The sequence below is a fragment of the Glycomyces algeriensis genome (assembly GCF_027622855.1).
GTDB classification, from domain to species: Bacteria; Actinomycetota; Actinomycetes; order Mycobacteriales; family Micromonosporaceae; genus Glycomyces; species Glycomyces algeriensis.
In genome coordinates, this window is sequence record NZ_JAPZVR010000013.1 from 57,487 (window position 1) to 74,097 (window position 16,611).

Annotated in this window: 14 protein-coding genes; 8 read left to right on the plus strand and 6 right to left on the minus strand. The window is 70.1% G+C overall.

Annotation, left to right across the window (positions count from 1 at the left end; all coding sequences use genetic code 11):
• Positions 1–51: 51 nt before the first annotated feature.
• Complete coding sequence (locus O2L52_RS19755) at positions 52–1,782, plus strand: carbohydrate-binding protein (RefSeq protein ID WP_270117669.1); 1,731 nt, start codon at positions 52–54, stop codon at positions 1,780–1,782.
• 44 nt (positions 1,783–1,826) lie between these two features.
• Here O2L52_RS19755 and O2L52_RS19760 read toward each other — a convergent pair whose 3' ends face one another.
• The 3 genes from O2L52_RS19760 to O2L52_RS19770 form a co-directional block, all read right to left on the minus strand.
• Entirely contained in the window at positions 1,827–4,580 is a 2,754-nt protein-coding gene (locus O2L52_RS19760; RefSeq protein WP_270117671.1) for an Hsp70 family protein, read from the minus strand.
• Between the two features lie 157 nt (positions 4,581–4,737).
• The gene (locus O2L52_RS19765; RefSeq protein WP_270117672.1) at positions 4,738–5,526 is read right to left on the minus strand and encodes a hypothetical protein; all 789 of its coding nucleotides are present in this window, start codon (positions 5,524–5,526) and stop codon (positions 4,738–4,740) included.
• Between the two features lie 69 nt (positions 5,527–5,595).
• Positions 5,596–6,855 (minus strand): PA2928 family protein, encoded by a 1,260-nt coding sequence (locus O2L52_RS19770; RefSeq protein ID WP_270117673.1) that lies wholly within the window; start codon positions 6,853–6,855, stop codon positions 5,596–5,598.
• A 109-nt stretch (positions 6,856–6,964) separates the two neighbouring features.
• Between O2L52_RS19770 and O2L52_RS19775 the strand changes: the two genes are divergently transcribed.
• From O2L52_RS19775 to O2L52_RS19790, 4 genes are all read left to right on the plus strand, one after another.
• Positions 6,965–8,242 (plus strand): hypothetical protein, encoded by a 1,278-nt coding sequence (locus O2L52_RS19775; RefSeq protein WP_270117674.1) that lies wholly within the window; start codon positions 6,965–6,967, stop codon positions 8,240–8,242.
• 101 nt (positions 8,243–8,343) lie between these two features.
• Positions 8,344–9,315, plus strand: coding sequence for a hypothetical protein (locus O2L52_RS19780; protein WP_270117675.1), 972 nt, complete (start codon positions 8,344–8,346; stop codon positions 9,313–9,315).
• A gap of 198 nt (positions 9,316–9,513) precedes the next feature.
• Entirely contained in the window at positions 9,514–11,133 is a 1,620-nt protein-coding gene (locus O2L52_RS19785; protein WP_270117676.1) for a hypothetical protein, read from the plus strand.
• The gene (locus O2L52_RS19790; protein ID WP_270117677.1) at positions 11,127–12,305 is read left to right on the plus strand and encodes a CHAT domain-containing protein; all 1,179 of its coding nucleotides are present in this window, start codon (positions 11,127–11,129) and stop codon (positions 12,303–12,305) included. The genes O2L52_RS19785 and O2L52_RS19790 overlap by 7 nt, the downstream gene beginning before the upstream one ends.
• A gap of 25 nt (positions 12,306–12,330) precedes the next feature.
• Here O2L52_RS19790 and O2L52_RS19795 read toward each other — a convergent pair whose 3' ends face one another.
• Positions 12,331–13,257 carry an AraC family transcriptional regulator gene (locus O2L52_RS19795; RefSeq protein WP_270117678.1) on the minus strand — a complete coding sequence of 309 codons (927 nt, stop codon included), beginning with the start codon at positions 13,255–13,257 and terminating at the stop codon, positions 12,331–12,333.
• A gap of 140 nt (positions 13,258–13,397) precedes the next feature.
• Between O2L52_RS19795 and O2L52_RS19800 the strand changes: the two genes are divergently transcribed.
• The gene (locus tag O2L52_RS19800) at positions 13,398–14,447 is read left to right on the plus strand and encodes a saccharopine dehydrogenase family protein (RefSeq protein WP_270117679.1); all 1,050 of its coding nucleotides are present in this window, start codon (positions 13,398–13,400) and stop codon (positions 14,445–14,447) included.
• A gap of 25 nt (positions 14,448–14,472) precedes the next feature.
• Here the strand turns inward: O2L52_RS19800 and O2L52_RS19805 are convergent, their stop codons facing one another.
• Positions 14,473–14,712: a DUF397 domain-containing protein gene (locus O2L52_RS19805; protein WP_270117681.1), complete on the minus strand. Its 240-nt coding sequence runs from the start codon at positions 14,710–14,712 to the stop codon at positions 14,473–14,475.
• On the minus strand, positions 14,709–15,662 hold the full coding sequence (locus O2L52_RS19810; RefSeq protein WP_270117683.1) for a helix-turn-helix domain-containing protein: 954 nt from the start codon (positions 15,660–15,662) through the stop codon (positions 14,709–14,711). Before O2L52_RS19810 ends, O2L52_RS19805 begins: the two co-directional genes overlap by 4 nt.
• Positions 15,663–15,817: 155 nt before the next feature.
• On the opposite strand from O2L52_RS19810, the gene O2L52_RS19815 reads away from it, so the two are divergent.
• Both O2L52_RS19815 and O2L52_RS19820 read left to right on the plus strand, forming a co-directional pair.
• Complete coding sequence (locus O2L52_RS19815) at positions 15,818–16,171, plus strand: hypothetical protein (protein ID WP_270117684.1); 354 nt, start codon at positions 15,818–15,820, stop codon at positions 16,169–16,171.
• Positions 16,164–16,499 (plus strand): hypothetical protein, encoded by a 336-nt coding sequence (locus tag O2L52_RS19820; protein WP_270117685.1) that lies wholly within the window; start codon positions 16,164–16,166, stop codon positions 16,497–16,499. Before O2L52_RS19815 ends, O2L52_RS19820 begins: the two co-directional genes overlap by 8 nt.
• Positions 16,500–16,611 lie beyond the last annotated feature (112 nt).

The window sequence follows — 16,611 nt, forward strand, 5'->3', positions numbered from 1 at the left end:
AGACCTCCATCGACGTGTCGAACCGGTTCGACCTTTCGACTAGGAGCACTCATGCGATCCACCCTCAGATTTCCCCGGTTCCGCCGGGCCGCGACACGGGCGGGCGTCATCGCCGCCGCCCTCGGCGCGGTCATAGCCGGGAGTTCCGTCCCGGCCGAGGCGGCGGGCCTCACGCTCACGGTGAACGTCGCCGACGTCGTGCGCCCGGCGACGCAGGTCGCCGCGGGCGGCCTCTACGGCGTCGGCTCGGACTCGCAGCCGACCACCGCGATGCTGCTGCCGCTCAACCCGACCAGCTTCACGCAGCCCGCGCCGGGCACCACGCACCTGGGCAACGGCGCGACCGAGCCGTGCTGCGACTCGCTCGACGTGGGCGACAACCTCATCCGGGCGGGCGCGCAGCAGTTCATCCGCATGCCCGACATCTACCCCTCCTTCCCGTACCAGTGGCAGGGCTGGGCGGACTGGGAGTCGAAGGTCCGCAAGCAGGTCCAGGACCGCCTCGCCGAGACGGACATGACGAACATCCACGGCTGGGAGCTGTGGAACGAGCCGGACTGGACCTGGAACACGAACTCGGCCGGCTCGTTCAACGAGGGCTGGGCGCGCACGTACAAGCTCGTGGACTCGCTCGACCCGGTGACGCCGATCGTCGGCCCGAGCGACTCCTACTACAGCCACGACCGGATGGTCTCGTTCCTGACGCACGCGAAGGCCACGAACACCGTGCCCGACGTGATCGTGTGGCACGAGCTCACCGACATGGACTGGAACAACTTCGACGACCACGTCAGGGACTACCGCGCGATCGAGGACTCCCTCGGCATCGCGGACCGGCCGATCGCGATCAACGAGTACAACAGCCTGGGCCAGATGGACATCCCGTCCGTCGCCCTGCACTGGATGGCGGTGCTGGAGCGGCATGGCGCGCGCGAGGCGCACCGGGCGTACTGGTTCGAGGCGGGCACGTTCGACGGCCTGTTCACGCTGCAGAACCAGCCCACGGCCTCGTACTGGCTGTACCGCTGGTACGGCGCGATGACCGGCAACATCGTGGAGACGACCCCGCACTCCTGGCTCGACGGCGTGGCCTCCTACGACGCCTCCCGCAAGATCGTGAACACGGTCTTCGGCGGCGACTACGGCAACAACACGGTCCGGGTCGAGGGGCTCGGCGCGCTCGGGTCGCAGGTGCGGGTGCAGCTGCTCTCGACGCCGGGTTCGGGGCGGCACACCGCGGTCACCTCGCCCACCACGATCTCGACCACGACGATGGCCGTGTCGAACGGCGCGATCTCGGTGCCTGTCAACAACATGGACGCCAACGCCGCGTACCAGCTGGTGGTGACCCCGGTGAACGGTCCGACCACCTCGTGGCAGCAGGTGTACGAGGCCGAGAACCAGACTGTGGTCAACGCCAACACCTTCGGGTCGGGCAATGCCTCGAACGGCTACTACGTGGGGCAGATCGACAACAACACGGACATGCGCTCGGACTCGTTCGTGGACTTCACGGTGAACGTGCCGCAGGCCCGGAGCTACACGATGGCGATCCGGTACGCGAACGGGACGGGCGCGACCTCGACGCACGGCCTGGCCTACAACGGCGGAGCATTCTCCACAGTGTCCTATCCGCCGACGTCCGGGTGGGCGCAGTTCTCCACGGTGAACGTCACGGTGAACCTGAAGGCGGGCTACAACATGATCCGCCTGGCGAAGGGCTCGCCGAACTTCAACGGCGGCACCGGCTTCGCCGAGCTCGACAGCATCACGCTGACCTAGCGGCAGTGCGATGAAGGGGCCGGGCGCGAGCCCGGCCCCTTTTGTCACATGTCCGGGACGGTGAAGACCATCGCGTTGTTCCCGCCGGAGAGGATCGCGAGGAGGTCGCCCGAGAGGGAGGCGTGCTCGACGAGGTCCGCGCCGACGTCCGCCGTCGCCGTGGCCTTGCCGGTCGCCATGTCCAGCACGGAGACCTCCCAGCCGCCCATGTGGGAGCCGTCCATCACCGCCCGGCCGCCCTGGATCGCCAGGGCCGAGACGAACAGCTCGCCCTCCACGATCTCGCCGCCGTCGAAGTCCAGGACCCGTGCGGTGTCGACGGTGTCGAAGGTCTGGTCGCCGAGGACCAGTGCGTCCGGCGAGGTGTACCAGTGCCCTTCGGCGGACCAGTCGAGCACGGCCTCCCAGGCCTGCTCGCCCGTGGCGGTGTCGTAGGCGACGGTCTTGTCGGCGTCGGTGTGGTCGAGGGCGACGCACACCAGGTGGGGCCCGCAGGCTTTGACCTGCTGGACGCTGAGGGTGACGTCGAGCGGGATGCTCCACGCCGTGGCGATCTCGGCGGTCCCGCCGCTCCCCGCCGCGATGAAGTCGTCGAGCGAGTAGGCGACCAGGGTGTCGCGGCCGGGAGAGGACTCCTCGTTGGCGCGGCCGATCACGTAGCCGTCGAACACGGTCCAGAAGTCGTCGTCGACCGGGAGCGGCCCTGCGGCGGTCTGGTCGCCGGTGGCGGCGTCGCGCACGATCGCCGTCCCCTCCTCGGGGTTCAGGTCCACGACCTGGCCGGTGGCGATGAGGTTGTCGTAGAGCGAGTACGAGTCCGGAGGCACGGTCCCGACCGGGTCCTCCGCGCCCTCGTCCCAGACGGTCGCGGCGCGGATGCGGTAGTCGTCGATGGTGTACAGGCTCTCGGGGCCCTTCTCGTGCCACACCTCCTCGCCCGTGGTGAGGTCGATGCGGATGGCGGCGTTGTCGTCGAAGCCGTCGCGCTGCTCCACCAAGACCTCGGTGCCGTAGAACGCGACGTCGTTGCGGTACTCCCACGGCTGCTTCCACAGCAGCTCACCGGAGTCGAGCTGGACGACGGCGCGCATGGTCATGCCCTCGTCGGTGGCGGAGCGGACGGCGTCGATCACGATCAGGTCGCCCACGATCATCAGGTGCAGCTCTTCGGGTTCGAGCTCGTACTCGTTCGTCCACAGTGTGTCGCCGCTGGTGCTCACCGCGTTGACGACGGTGGACCCGACGATGACGCTGGCGATGACCGCGATGTTCTCACTGGCGGCCACGGTGGCGATGCCGCCGGCGGGGAGCTGCTCCTCGTACACGGACACGAGGTCGGGCCCGGTCTCGACGCCGAGGCCCTCCATGATGCCGCCGGGGTCGAAGTCGTCGCCGAAGACGTCGCCCCAGTTGACGATGCCGCTGAACGCCACCGTGACGAAGAGGACCGCGACCAGGGCGATCGCCGAGAAGACCGAGGCGAACGCCCGGGTCCGCTTTCCCGACCGCACCCCCGGCAGCGGTCCAGTGTGGACGACCGGTCGGAACGGCAGCTGCGCCTGGGGCTGCGGCGTGACGGGCGCGTGCGGCGGGAGGCTCACAGGACTGGGCTGGGAGTACGCGGGCTGCGGGAACGGCGAGTAGGCGACCGCGGGCGCGCCCTGCTGGGGCGTCGCGGGCGGGCTCTGGACCTCCCCCTGGTCGGTGACGCTGAACCGCAAGGCGCCGAACGCGACCGGCAGTTCGGGCTGCTCGGGGACGGCGGGCGCGACGCCGAGGCGGGCGTGCAGGCGGGTGGCCACGAGGGGCATGCGGCTGGAACCGCCGACGAGCAGGAGCGCGGTGAGCTCGCCGGGGTTGACGCCCGCGCGTTCGACGGTGCGGCGGGTCTCGTCGACCGCTCGTGACACGAGCGGGTCCGCGAGGGACTGGAGTTCGTCGCGGGTGAGGTGCAGGCCCATCGGGTTGTGGCCGGTGAGGGCCACGGGCGCGGTGGAGGTGCGCGAGAGCATCTCCTTCGCCGCGCGCACCTCGCCCCAGAACGCGAGGCGGTCGCGCAGGTCCGCGGTGGTCTCCGGCTCCGAGAGCCGTTGCCACAGTTCGGGATCGCGCCCGGAGATGACGCGGCCGAGGTGGGCCGAGAGGGCCATGTCCACATCGAGACCGCCGAGGTCGTCCAGGCCGCCCACGGCGAGGGTGCGGAACCGCCCGGTGTCGTCGTTCTCGCGGCGGACCACGGCCACGTCGAACGTGCCGCCGCCGAAGTCGAAGATGGCGACGGCCCCGCCGCGCGGGATGTCCTGGCCGAGGATCTCGGCGCAGTAGGTCGCGGCGGCGATCGGCTCGGCCAGGAGCCTCACCCGCCCGAACCCGGCGAGGACCGCGGCGCGTTCGAGGACGGCCCGGCGGACCGGGCCCCAGTCGGCGGGGTACGTCAGGACCGTCTCGGTCGGGCGCTGCCCCGCGGACGCCGCGGCTTCGGCGACGCGGCGCAGGCCGGTGGCCAGCAGCTCCTCGACCGGGACCTCGCGGTCGCCGAGGAGCACGGCGCCGTCGTCGATGCGGCGCTTGGGGTGCGGCTCGAACCGCGAGGGTTCGGACGCGGCGAGCCGCTGGGCGTCGCGGCCGGTGTGGAGCTCGCCGTCCGCGTCGAGGTACACGCCCGACGGGAGCAGCGGCGAGCCGTCGAAGAGCAGGGAGCGGGGTTCGGCGCCTTCGCGGCCGACCACGGCGACGGTGTGGGTGGTGCCGAGGTCGACGGCGAGCCATACGGGGGTCTGCAAGCTGGTCCTGTTCATGGGCGGTGGCGAGGGGGCAGGGGACCGGCGATCCATCGCGAGGATATCCCGGCTCGATCTACTGTGGCACCGCCGTCCGACATCGCCGTGGGGCGGCGGCCTCCGGACCCGGCCCCGGTCCCGTCGGCGACGGGACCGGGGAGCCGCCCTGGCGGGCTCACGGGTTGAGGGCGGTGAGGACGACCAGCTCCGACTCGTCGTGCGGGAGGTACCGGACCCGCACGACCATGCCCGGCTGGAGCTGCGCGAGCGCACCGGAGTCGACCGGCTTGCGCTGCGAGAGGTCGAACGTGGTCTGGTCGGCGCGGGTGACCCGGAACTGGAGGTCCATGACGGCCCGGTCGCCCTGGATCTCCCCGGTCGGGCTGATCGCGAGCACGACCGCGCGGGCGTCGGTGCCCTGCTCGGAGATCTGCAGCTGGCGGGGCGTGACCAGGCCCTTGGCGACCCGCACGCGGTCGAGCACGGCCTGCAGCTCCTGCTGCGGGGCGTCCGCGGCGATCGCGATCTTCCCGTCGGTGCTGCCGGGGCGGTAGCGGACGGGCAGGACCGCGCCGGGGACGACCGCGGCGAGCTCGGTGATGTCGATGATGGCCTTGGCGACACCGCGGAACGACTGGCCGTCCATGGTGTCGACGTCGAAGAGGATCTCCAGCTGCGGCTGGTCGTTGATGCTCAGGCCGGTGCGGGACGCGGAGACGACGGTGCCCATGGCGATCGGGGCCCCTTCGAAGCCCTTCGCGCCGAGCCCGCGCATCTCGCGGATCGCGCCGTCGGCCATGCGGGACACGGAGAAGAACGGCAGGGTGGTGAGCAGGATGATCGGCCCGGCCAGCCACCCGTTCACCCACGCGACGGGGGCGTCGCTGCCGAGGCTGGTGAGGACGTAGACGACCGTGAGGGCGGCGCCGATGACGGTGCCGATGACGGCGATGGTCTTGAACATGAGGTGTTCCTTTCGGGTTCGGGAGTTCAGTCTCTGGCGGGTCCTGCGCCTACCGGTCACAGGTTTCGTTCAGCCCCGCCCGATCTCGACCCGTTCGATCGAGCCTTCGGGGGCGACGATGACGAGGTCGGCGAGCCAGTAGGAGCCTTCGGGCGCGGCGATCACGACGGTGTGGCCGGCCGGGCCGGTGAGCGCGCGGCCGAGGCGGCTGCCGGTGTCGAGGGAGGCGGTGACCTGGCCGGTGGCGAGGTCGACGACGTGGAGCGCGTACGCCTCCACGGCCGGTTCGGGCTGGTGCTCGACGAGGACGTGCCCGGCGCCGGCCCCGGCCGCGGTGGTGCCCATGCCGGTCCACAGGTCCTGGCCCGCGCTGGCGGCGTCCTCCATGAACTCGGCGATGAGCGCGTCCACGTCGATCTCGGCCGTGAACGAGGAGACGAGCGCGGTCTGGTCGAGGACGATCCCGGCCCCGTAGAACACGCGGGTGCCCAGGGCGCGTTCGCCTTCGGCGTCGCTGAGGACGAGGCCGCCGCCGAGCGCGTTGTCGGCGACCGGTTCGATCCGCACCGTGCTCTCGCCGTCGGCGAGCAGCGCTTCGGTGCTGGTCATGCCGCCGATGTCGGGCACGGGCCCTTCGGCGAAGAGCACGCCGGACCAGGTGGCGGTGGTGTCCGCGTCGGCCGGGGTCGCTTCGAGCTGGTCGAGGGCGATCGTGTGGACGCCGCCGTTCACATCGAGGGCCACGACCGCGCCGAGCGCGGGGTCGAAGCCGTAGGCCGCGCCCGAGACCGACTGGGAGCCTTCAAGTCCGGGGATCTCGCCCGCTGCGGTGACGGTGTCCCCGTCGGCGAGGTCGAGGATCATGAGGCCGTCGTCCGAGGCCAGGTACGCGTAGTGCTCGCCGGCCGCGACCACGGCCGTCCTCCAGGCCAGCTCCTCGGAGAGCCGCACGTCCCATGCGGTATCGCCCGTGGCCAGGTCGACCGCGGCGATCCGCACCTCGAACATCTCGTGCTCGAACGAGGAGATCGGGTCCCCGGACCCGTTGCGGTCGTAGGGGACCAGCGCGAGGTCGGTGCCGTCGTAGTGCGCGAAGCCGACCCCGGACTGGATCGCGATGTCGGGCTCGGGCGCGGTCAGGTACTCGGCGCCGATCGCGATCCCGCCGATGCCGACGGACGGGATGACCACGAGCCCGAGCAGGCCGAAGCCGCGCGGGCGCCGGGTCTTCGGCGTCAGCGGGTGGCTCGGCGTGCCGTACGGGGACTGCACGGTCTGCCGGTGGGTGGGGAACGGCCGGGCCGACGAGTATCCGGGGACGTGGCTCATGACGGGTCTCCTTGAACGCTGTGGGCTCCAGCGTCGCCGCGGTTCGGCCCCTACCGATCACAACTTCGTCGACGCCCGCGGGCGGCCGGACCCGACTACACTTCGCGTCATGGTGCAGAGCATCGCGGCCGGGGCGGCCGTGCCCCGGGGCATGCTCATCGCTGACGCCTGGGCCCAGCTCGGCGACGGCGTCGCGCCCCTGAGCAACCCGTCGGGCCGCCCGCTCGCGCGCACCGTGAAGCTCCTCCTCGACCCGCTCGTGCTGCGCCCCAACCTGAACCCCCGGTTCGCGGGCGGCATGGTCGGCGTCGAGCACGTGGACGAGCTGCGCCGCGTCCTCCTCGACGCGGGCCCGGCGCTGGCCGCGACCGCGGCCTGGTTCCAGCTGCTGAAGAAGGCCCGGCGGCGCGCGGGTGTCACCGAGGGCAACCCGCAGGACCTCTACTTCCAGCGCTGCTACGAGCTCGCGCATGAGCACGGCGACCCGCGCGGCGTGCCGGATGCGGAGTCGATCGCGGCGGAGGCTGTCGCGGAGGTGCGGGCGGAGCGCGGCGAGGTCACCGTGGACCGCCTGCGCCGCTTCATGACCGACCCCGACCAGGTGGTGCGCCTCGCCGGACTCCTCCAGCACGCCTGGGAGGACAGGCCCGCGCCCGGCCCAGCGCCGCAGGACGGGCTCACCGCGTTCCTCGACACGTGTGCCACCAAGCCGGACGAGCGCGCATGGAAGGCCTTGGCGGCGAACGGAACCGGCACGGCCGAGGCCGCCGAGCTCGACCGACCTCGTGTCGCCCTGAACTACGGCCTCACGGCCCGGGAACGCCCCGCGCCCCCGGCGCTGGGCGACCGGGCCTCGAAGCGGCAGCTCCCGCCCCCCTTCGACAGGTCCATCATGGAGCGACTGTTCGCCGCGTTCACCGCGGCGTTCCACCGCGAGTCCATGGCCGACATCCCCTCGATGGTCGTCGGCGAGATCCACCGCTCCGCCGCCGCCTGGCAGCTCGCCGAGGAACCCAGCCGCGTCGCCATGGCGCTCGGACGCGACGCCAGCAACGGAATCGACTACTGGGTCGACCCGCCCTCGACCTCGGACGCCAACGCGCGCTTGCAGGCCCGCTACGCCCGCGAAGCGTACGTCCACGCCGTCCACCGGCAGCCCGACCCCGAATCGACGAACGTCCCCGACGACCTCAAACACGAGATCCTGTACGTCCAGGTCCCCTACCTGCGGCGCCTCTGGGCCCGCCTGCACGGCCGCGAACTGCGCGGCGAGACCACCGCCGCCGCCGACGTCTGGGACCTCCTCGACGGGGTCTTCCGGTCGGTCCTCCTCGACCAGCGCGACCGGCTCAGGCGCCTCCTCGAACGGGACGGAGGCCGGTCATGACCCAGTTCACGGTCAGACGGGTGCGCGGGAGAACGGCCGTGGAATCCCGTCAGCGACCGCGCCCCCGTATCGAACTCGACAACGCGTTGCCGCCTGACGCAATGAAACCTGACCCCGAGTGCGCCGCGCTCGTCGAGGCCCGCGGGGCGCTCCTGTACTGGCACGTCCTGGACCGCCACGCACACCCCGACGCCGAGATCTACGACATCGATCTGGCCGCCGACTGGCTCTGGGAGATCTACGGACCCGACGCCGCCAGCGCGATCCTGAACGGCGACAACACCATCGCCACCGAATGGGACTCATCGGTACTCGACGCCGCCCGCCGCCTCGCACACCTGCGCTGGGCCGAAGCATGGTGGCCGTCCTCCCACGCCGCCGCCATACCCGCACTGAACACCGGCCTCCTACGGGCCGAAGCCGCCTGGCGCACCGCCGCCGTCGAACACCTCCTCGACGACGACGAAGCGGTCGAACGCGCCCTCGCCGACGCCGACCTGACCGCAGCGGAAGCCCTCGACCCCGACCTCGGCGCCGCAGCGCTCACGGCCGCAGTCGAAGCGATCGCCGAGGACTACGGCGTCGAACTGCGCCGCGAACCCGTCGAGCCCCGGCGCGAGGACTGGGCCCTCGCCGCAGGCGGCAGCCCCACCGTCGACTTCGCCCTCGCCAGCGGCGGCGGACCCGTTGCCTGGGAACGTGTCCCCCAAGGCCTGGTCGACGCCGCAGCCGGGGCCACCTGGACCCTGACGCAGCGCGAAGGCGGCCTCGTCGTCCACGTCACCGTCCCGGCCGCACCCGAGCCCCGCGACCTTCGCCTGGCCGCCGCGATCGGCGGCGTCGAGATCCCGCTGCAGCTCGACCCCGCCACCGGGAACTTCACGGGCGAAGCCGAAGCGCCGCAAGCGTTCCTCATACTCCCCGCCTCCCAGCGCGAGCTGTGGGTCCACTCCCCCGACTTCGTACGCGAACCGGTCAACGCCGAGGAAGCACCGCACCGTGCCGCGATCATCGAGTACGCCCGCGAACGCCTCACCGACCCCGACGCCAGCCTCGCCGAGCGCGCCGCATGACCGACAACCTGATCGGCTTGCACGGCAACGAGATCCCGGGCCCGCGATGGGCTGAGTTCCGAGAACGCAACAACCTCACGGAGCGGGCAGCATGACGGACGACCTGATCGGCCTGCACGGCAAAGAGACCCTCGCCCCGCGCTGGGCCAAGTCCTGCAAACGCAACAACGCCGACGCCAGCCCCGCGGAGCAGGCCGCATGACCGACGACATCATCGGCCTACACGGCAAAGAGACCCTCGGCCCGCGCTGGGCCAAGTTCCGCGAGCTGAACAACGCCGGCGCCCGCCTCGCGAGCGAGGGCCGCACCACCGAGGCGACCGCGAAGTTCCAAGAGGCCTACCGGCTCACGCTCGTGCCTGACGTCGACGCCGCCGGATACGACGCCCGCGCCCGCGTCCTCGGCAACCTCGCCTCCCTCGCCGAGCAGCACGGCGACACCGGCGAAGCCCTCCGCCTCGCCGAAGAGGCGATCCTCTCCTGCGAACGCGCCGAACGGGAAGCAGACGACCGGTACGGCACCGTCGCCGTCCGCACCTCCGTCCTCATCCACCGCGCCCAGACACTCCAGCTCCTCGGCCGCTACGACGACGCCCTCACCGACCTCGACGCCGCCCTGCTCCTCATCGACGCCGCCGAAGACGACCACAACACCCGGCTGCTCGCGTTCAGCGTCCACAACACCCGCACCGTGCAGCTCATCCACCTCGAACACCTCGAAGCGGCCGAAGCCGCCGCCCGCCACGCCCTCGACCTCGCGAACGCCCACGACCCGCGCCTCGCCGCCCACCCCTACTCGAACCTCGCCCTGATCGCCCAGGCCCACAACGACCACGACGCCGCCATGGCCTACCTGCGCACGGCCGAGCAGATCCACACCGCCGCAGGCGACCCCGCCGCCGCCGCGCTGGCCGTCGCCAACCAGGGCCGCGCCGCCTCCCGCCGCGGCGACAACGCCACCGCCGCGCGGCTCCTCGCCACCGCCGAGCAGGCGTTCCTCGACGGCGAGCAGCCGCTGCGCGCCGCGGAGATCCGCCTCAGCCGCGCGCACGCCGCGTTCCAGAACGACGAGGTCGAGCTCGCGCGATCCCTGCTCCCGCAAGCGATCACGACGCTGCGGGACGCGGGCCACGTGGCGATGCTCGCCGAAGCCCTCGGCCTCCAAGGCGACATGCTCGCGGCCGATGACAACCTCTTCGAGGCCGAGAACGCCTACCTCGAAGCCCGGGCGATCTACGACGCGACCGAGGCGCGCTACCAGCTCGCACGAACCGACATGCGGCGCGCCCTCGCCCTCTCGGCCGCGGCTGAACGCGCGACCGACCCGAACGAGCAGCTGCGACTGGTGCAGTTGGCGCTGCAGCTCTCGCTCCCTTCGGCACTCGCCACGGACGCGATCCGCCACACGTACGCGCCCGGCCGGGCCCGCGAGCAGTGGGCCGCGACAGTGGCGATCCCGGCCATGGCCCACGCGCTGCACTTGGCCGCGGCTCTGCAGGACGGGGCGCTGGTCGCCGAACTCCTCGAGCACATGAGCGGCACGATGTCACTCCACGCCCCGAGCCCGGCCGCCGCATTCTCCACGGGCATCGATGAGTTGGAGGCCCCGCTGTTCCCCGCTGCGGCCGAACAGCTCTCGTTCGCCGCGTCAGCGTTCGTCACCGGCGTGTCGCCGGACTTCCCGGCCCCGGAGTTCTCGCTGCCGCCCCGAGTGCGCGTCAACCCGAACCGCCCGTCCGCACTCGAACCGTGGATCGCCGAGACCGAGCAGCGCTACGGCTTCGCGATCCGCTCCGACCAGGTGGTCGACGCATGGTGACGCCCACGGTGCAGCTCAAGCTCGTCGACACCGACCACCTCTTCTACACATGGCGCTGGGAGCACGAGCTCGGCGCGGTCCAGAACATCATGGTCCCCGGCGAGACGGTCTGGCCGATCCTGGACGACCTCGCCGCCGCCCTCCCGACCCCCCTGCCGGGCGAGACCGTAGACCAGGCGCTCGAACGCTCCCTGAACGGCCCGCTCACCGACCGCGACCGCGAGTTCGCCCTGGCCACGGACCTCGCCCGCGCGTTGATCCCGCACCAGCTGGCGATGGAGATGAACGCCTACCTTGAGCAGGGCATCCGCCCGCATGTGAGAATCCAGCCCTCCCACGCGACCGCGCAAGTCCCTTGGGAGGCTTTGCGAGTCGACGCCGGCGAACGGTTCGTGACCAACGCCGACATGTCGGTCCTACCCCCGGCGACAGTCCGCAACGCCCCCGAACGCCGCATCACCCCATGGAATCTGGACGGCCGCGTGGCGGCCGTGCTCGACCCGAAAGTCCCGGGCACCACTGCAGCCCTCGGCTCAGTCTTGGGCCCAGAAGGCGGCGCACTAGCCGAAAGACTCGGCCTCGAGGTGACCGCCTTCCGCAGGTCCGACCAGACCCGCGACACCCTCCAACGCGACCTCGCCGACGCCTCCCGCTTCCTCTACGTAGGACACGTCACCACCTCGACCAACGGCCTCGACGCCCGCCTCCACCTGAGCTGCGGCCCAAGCACAACCGGCCGAGCCGAGGTAGTCGCAGGCCACCGCCCCCTCACGGCGGCCGACATCGTGCTGGGACACCGTCCAGGCTCACCGGGCGGCTGGCGCATGCCCAACCGGGTAGCCCTCATCGCCTGCGAAAGCGGCGGCGAAGCCCGCTTCGCCGAACCGGTCGGCCTGGTCGCCGCCGCGATTCACGCGGGAGCCGAGTACGTGACCGCAACCCGCTGGACCTTGCCAACGGACGCCGGCCTCCGCCGCTACGCCCCCAGGGTCACCCCCGAGACAACGGCCATCCCCGAAGTAGTCCTCGCTGTCAATGAGGCCCACCAAGCCCCCGACCCGGTAGCAGCCGTGAGCGCCTGGCAGCGAACCCACGCAGCCCAATGGGAAGCCCACGGCCGTCTCGAAAACTCCCCAATAATCTGGGCAGCCTTCGGCACCACCCACGGCTGACGCGGATCGCCCGGTCGGTATTGCTTCAGTCGGCCTGGCGCCGATAGCTGCCGGGCGGTGACCCGTACTGGCGCTTGAAGGCATGAGTGAAGGTGTACTGCGAGCTGTAGCCGACCTGCCGGGCGATCGTGTCGACAGGGGCGTCGGAGATGCGCAGGAGCCGGGCGGCGGTGGTCATCCTCCACCAAGTCAGGTAGGTGAGCGGCGGCTGGCCGACCAGTCGGGTGAATCGCCGGGCGAAGGCGGCACGGGACAAGCGCGCCTGCGCGCCCAGCTCCTCGACGGTCCACTGGCGACCAGGGTCGCCGTGGATGGCGCGCAGGGCGGGGGCGACGGCGGAGTCGCGCAGGGCCGCGGCCCAGCCGGTAGCGGCGTGGCCGGAAGCGTGCTGCGCTTCGAACCACGCGCGCAGGATGTAGAGCAGGAGCAGGTCGAGCAGCGTGAGCAGGATGGTGTCCGAGCCCGGGCGGGCGTCGCCGTCCAGTTCCACCCCGAGGAGTTCGACTGCGGCGCGCAGTTCCCGCTGATGCCCCACCCGCGTCGGCAAGTGGATGACCTCGGGCAGGTCGTTCAGAAGCGGATGCGGCCCGGAACTGTCCAGGAGATAAGCGCCGCAGAGCATGACGACCGTCGGGGGCCGATCGGCCGGTGTCTCGTCATCGCGGCCGCCATGGACTCCGGTGAGAGTTGAGGGCGGCTCGCTCACCGGGGTGGCGGGGTCATCGGCCAGGCCGTGTGCGGATCCGCGCGGCAGGAACACAACATCGCCCGGACCGAGCGCGATCGGGTCGCCCTGCGAGGGAAGCAGCCAGCACGTTCCCTGGAGCACGATGTGGAACCCCGCGGACGGCACCGCCGGAAACCGGTGGGAGAAGGGAGCGGACCTGGTCACCCGGCCCGAGTGCGGTCGACCGGTACGCGCCACACTCACCACGTCAGACAAGACGTCCACGCCGCCAGTGTAGCCAGCAACAGCCCGGCAAGACGATGGCGCAAGTGTAGGAGCGGTTCACGCATTCCATCGTCTTATGCGATCGACTTATGGTGCTCATGAGCTTGGCGACCGCACAGCTCCCGATGCGAGGAGACGACATGAAGATCGCCGTTTATGGTGCGAGTGGATACCAAGGAAAACTCGTGCTCACCGAACTGGCACGGCGCGGTATCGAGTCGGTCCTGGCCGGACGCAGTCTCGCCCGTCTGGACAAGGCAGCCTCGACGGTCGGCCTCTCCGACGCGGAACGGCGGGTAGCCGACACCGATGACCATGAGGCGCTGGTGAATGCGTTCCTCGACTGCGACGGGGTCATCAACTGCGCCGGTCCGTTCACCTCGTCAGGTGAGGCCGTGGTCCGCGCAGCGATCGCCGCCGGCTCTCACTACGTCGACACCTCGGGCGAGCAGCTGTACGTCAAGAAGATCTTCGACACCTTCGGAACAGCGGCGGAGAGCGCCGGAGTCAGCGTCGTCCCCGCAACGAACGACGGCTGCCTCCCGGTGGACCTCATGGCCCAGATCCTGGCCGACCGCCTTGGACCGGTCGAGGAGATCGTCACCACCCACATGGTCGTCGGGGGCGGTGCCATGTCACGCGGCTCGCTGCGCTCGCTGGTCGAGACGATCGATGCCATCAAAGCGGGGGGCTTCGCGTACTACGACGGCGACTGGCGGTCGGGGATGCCCGCCCGCCATACCGCGATCACACTGCCCGGACATTCGGAGGCGACCCCCGTGATGGCCTTCCCCGTGTCGGAGGTGGTCACCATTCCCCGGCACATACGCCTCCGGCACGTCGAGGGCCTGACGGAGGCGGCGTTGGGCGACCAGCTGAACGCCCCGCTCACGCCGGAGATCATTGAGAGCCTTCCGGAGGGACCCGATGAGGACAGTCGACGCGCCCAGCGTTTCACGTATGTGCTCGACGCCGTCAGCACCGACGGCCGGCGTGTCCGCGGCATCGTCCAGGGTCCCGATACCTACGGCACGACCGCGGTGATCGCCGTGGAAAGCGCCCGCCGGCTCATCGCCGATCCGGCCAAGCCCGGAGTGCTCGCCCCGGCGCAGGCCTTCCAGCCGATTGCGTTCCTCGACTTTCTGATCCCGCATGGAATCCAGTGGAACGTCGAGGGTCCCTCGGTTTGAGTTTCGGATCCGTCGGAACGGGAACTTAGGCGTTGAAGTCGAACTCGCCGTCTTTGGCCCCGGCGAGGAAGGCATCCCACTCGGCACGGGTGTAGACGATCACCGAGCCGTCGGGGTGATGAGAGTGCCGCACCGCGACCCGCCCTGAGCCATCAACCAGGGGACCGGCCTCCACGCACTGTCCATTGCCGCTCGTGCTGCGGGTGCTCTTGCGCCAGCGGATTCCAGCAAACTCGCCCACCGAGAGCTGCTGTTCGGTGCTCATCGCATCTCCTTCAATCGATCGGCGAGCAAGTCGCGCGACCGTTCCACGGATACTGCTTCTCGATCAAGATCCTGCCACACATCCTCAAAAACGCTCGCTTTGGGCTCCTCGACATATAGCCCTCCAACTCGGGTTTCGATATGAGCTACTGCCGGATATGGCTGCGGCAGATGGTAGAGGGTGAAGGTTCCTTCGGAGCCCTTGTGAGGGCGTGACTCCTCCGGTATGAAACGGATCGTGATATTGCCCTGCTCGGTGAGGTCCAACAGATGCCTGAGCTGCGCGCGTGTCACCTCCGGCGACCCCGTGATGCGCTTCAAGACGGAGACCTCGAAGATTGCTTCAATCTGCGGCGCAGCGTCTCCAACGAGAATCTTCTGGCGATCGATTCTGAGATCAGCCCACCGAGCGATCTGCTCAGCCGATTCGTGTCCGAACTTGAGTTCAGTGATCACGGCCGTGGCGTAGTCACGGGTCTGGAACAAGCCGTAGATGAGGAAGTGCTGGTAGGCCCGGATGCGACTGGCACGGCTCTCCAGCCAAGGCACATCGATGAAGTCCCTGCCGAAGTCGGCCTTGTGGCTGTCCCACCAGTCTCGCTGCCAGGCGTCCTCGCAGATCTGCTCCAAATCCGCGCGCTGCTGGGAGTCCGACACATCGTAGAGGGTCATGAGCGCTACCAGGTCGGCTCGCCGAAGCGGGTATTCGCCGTTCTCGTAGCGGCTCATGGTGCTCGCGTCTCGCTGGAGATACTCGCCTGCTACCCGCAGCGACATCTTCTTCGCCGTTCGCAGCTCTCGAAGTTTCTCGCCTAGCCACTGTGAGCGGAGGGAGGGTCCGGGTCCGGTAATGATCGCCATCGCTACTCCAAGCCTCTGTCGGGGAACCGACAGAAAGTTCTGGACCGGATCGAGTGAGGCAATATTGCTCGACTCGATGATGTGTGCCATGATACCAATCAGGCACGAGAAGCGCATCTTGGGATTCCAGGGATGGGGTTCGCGAGATGGGACATTTCATAGCCTTCGCAGAAGCCGACCGGGGCGGGGCCAAAGTTTGGACGCCGAGGCCCGCCCCGGTCTCAACAGACATCGGAGGTTGATCCGTGTCCTTGACCATTGTCGCGCACGGCCCCGACAATCCCAACCGAGATCGCGGGCCGGGTGTCCAGCTGATCCGAGGCACCTTCACCGACAAGCAAACCCACTTCACCGTCTGGAGCTCGGCGGTCGAAGCACCCGACTCCTTCCAGGTCGCGGTGACCAACAACCCAGCCGACCTCGTGCTCATCGTGTCCGGAGTCAACACCGGCATGCTCCACGCCACTTGGGGCGAGGATTGGCGCGCGTTCGTACCCGACTGGAAGGCCTGGTTCCAGGACACCGCCTTCAAGGTCTTCTACACCGGCCGCGCAGATGACCGTCCGACACCGGGGAAGGTGCGGCTCTGCGATGGCTGACTCTCCGAACTCCCCAAGCGAACTCGAATCCGGGCCGGGCCGGGAACCCGACCCGGAGCAACACCTGGACACCTCCGGATGGCTCGGCACCTTCCATCGCGGCCCTGCCGTCTTCTCGGTCTTCCGCGAGGTCGCGACCGATCACCCGCTGACCGCCTCCGAACACCGCGTCGAGTGCAACGACGGCGCCGGTCCGCGCGTCATCTGCCGGTTCTTCGATGAGCCCGAGCCGACAGTCGAATGGTTCGGCGCCTGGAAGAACGATCAGTGGTGCCCGTGGATCCTCAAGCGGGCGTTCCGACTCATCGCCGAACCCGAGAACACCTGAATCCTGCTCAGGTGGGAAACCCCGTGGGGCGGGGGGGGGGGGGGGGGGGGGGCCCCCCCCCCCGGGGGCCGGGGGGGGGGGGGGGGGGGGGGCCCGGGGGGGAGGTGAAGGA

Excerpts from the sequence above, each read along its gene's own strand:
- O2L52_RS19770 (WP_270117673.1), bottom strand. The coding sequence starts at position 6,855 with ATGAGCCACGTCCCCGGATACTCGTCGGCCCGGCCGTTCCCCACCCAC.
- O2L52_RS19765 (WP_270117672.1), bottom strand. The coding sequence starts at position 5,526 with ATGTTCAAGACCATCGCCGTCATCGGCACCGTCATCGGCGCCGCCCTC.
- O2L52_RS19790 (WP_270117677.1), top strand. The coding sequence starts at position 11,127 with ATGGTGACGCCCACGGTGCAGCTCAAGCTCGTCGACACCGACCACCTC.
- O2L52_RS19780 (WP_270117675.1), top strand. The coding sequence starts at position 8,344 with ATGAAACCTGACCCCGAGTGCGCCGCGCTCGTCGAGGCCCGCGGGGCG.
- O2L52_RS19785 (WP_270117676.1), top strand. The coding sequence starts at position 9,514 with ATGACCGACGACATCATCGGCCTACACGGCAAAGAGACCCTCGGCCCG.
- O2L52_RS19805 (WP_270117681.1), bottom strand. The coding sequence starts at position 14,712 with ATGAGCACCGAACAGCAGCTCTCGGTGGGCGAGTTTGCTGGAATCCGC.
- O2L52_RS19775 (WP_270117674.1), top strand. The coding sequence starts at position 6,965 with ATGGTGCAGAGCATCGCGGCCGGGGCGGCCGTGCCCCGGGGCATGCTC.
- O2L52_RS19820 (WP_270117685.1), top strand. The coding sequence starts at position 16,164 with ATGGCTGACTCTCCGAACTCCCCAAGCGAACTCGAATCCGGGCCGGGC.
- O2L52_RS19800 (WP_270117679.1), top strand. The coding sequence starts at position 13,398 with ATGAAGATCGCCGTTTATGGTGCGAGTGGATACCAAGGAAAACTCGTG.
- O2L52_RS19760 (WP_270117671.1), bottom strand. The coding sequence starts at position 4,580 with ATGAACAGGACCAGCTTGCAGACCCCCGTATGGCTCGCCGTCGACCTC.
- O2L52_RS19810 (WP_270117683.1), bottom strand. The coding sequence starts at position 15,662 with ATGGCACACATCATCGAGTCGAGCAATATTGCCTCACTCGATCCGGTC.
- O2L52_RS19755 (WP_270117669.1), top strand. The coding sequence starts at position 52 with ATGCGATCCACCCTCAGATTTCCCCGGTTCCGCCGGGCCGCGACACGG.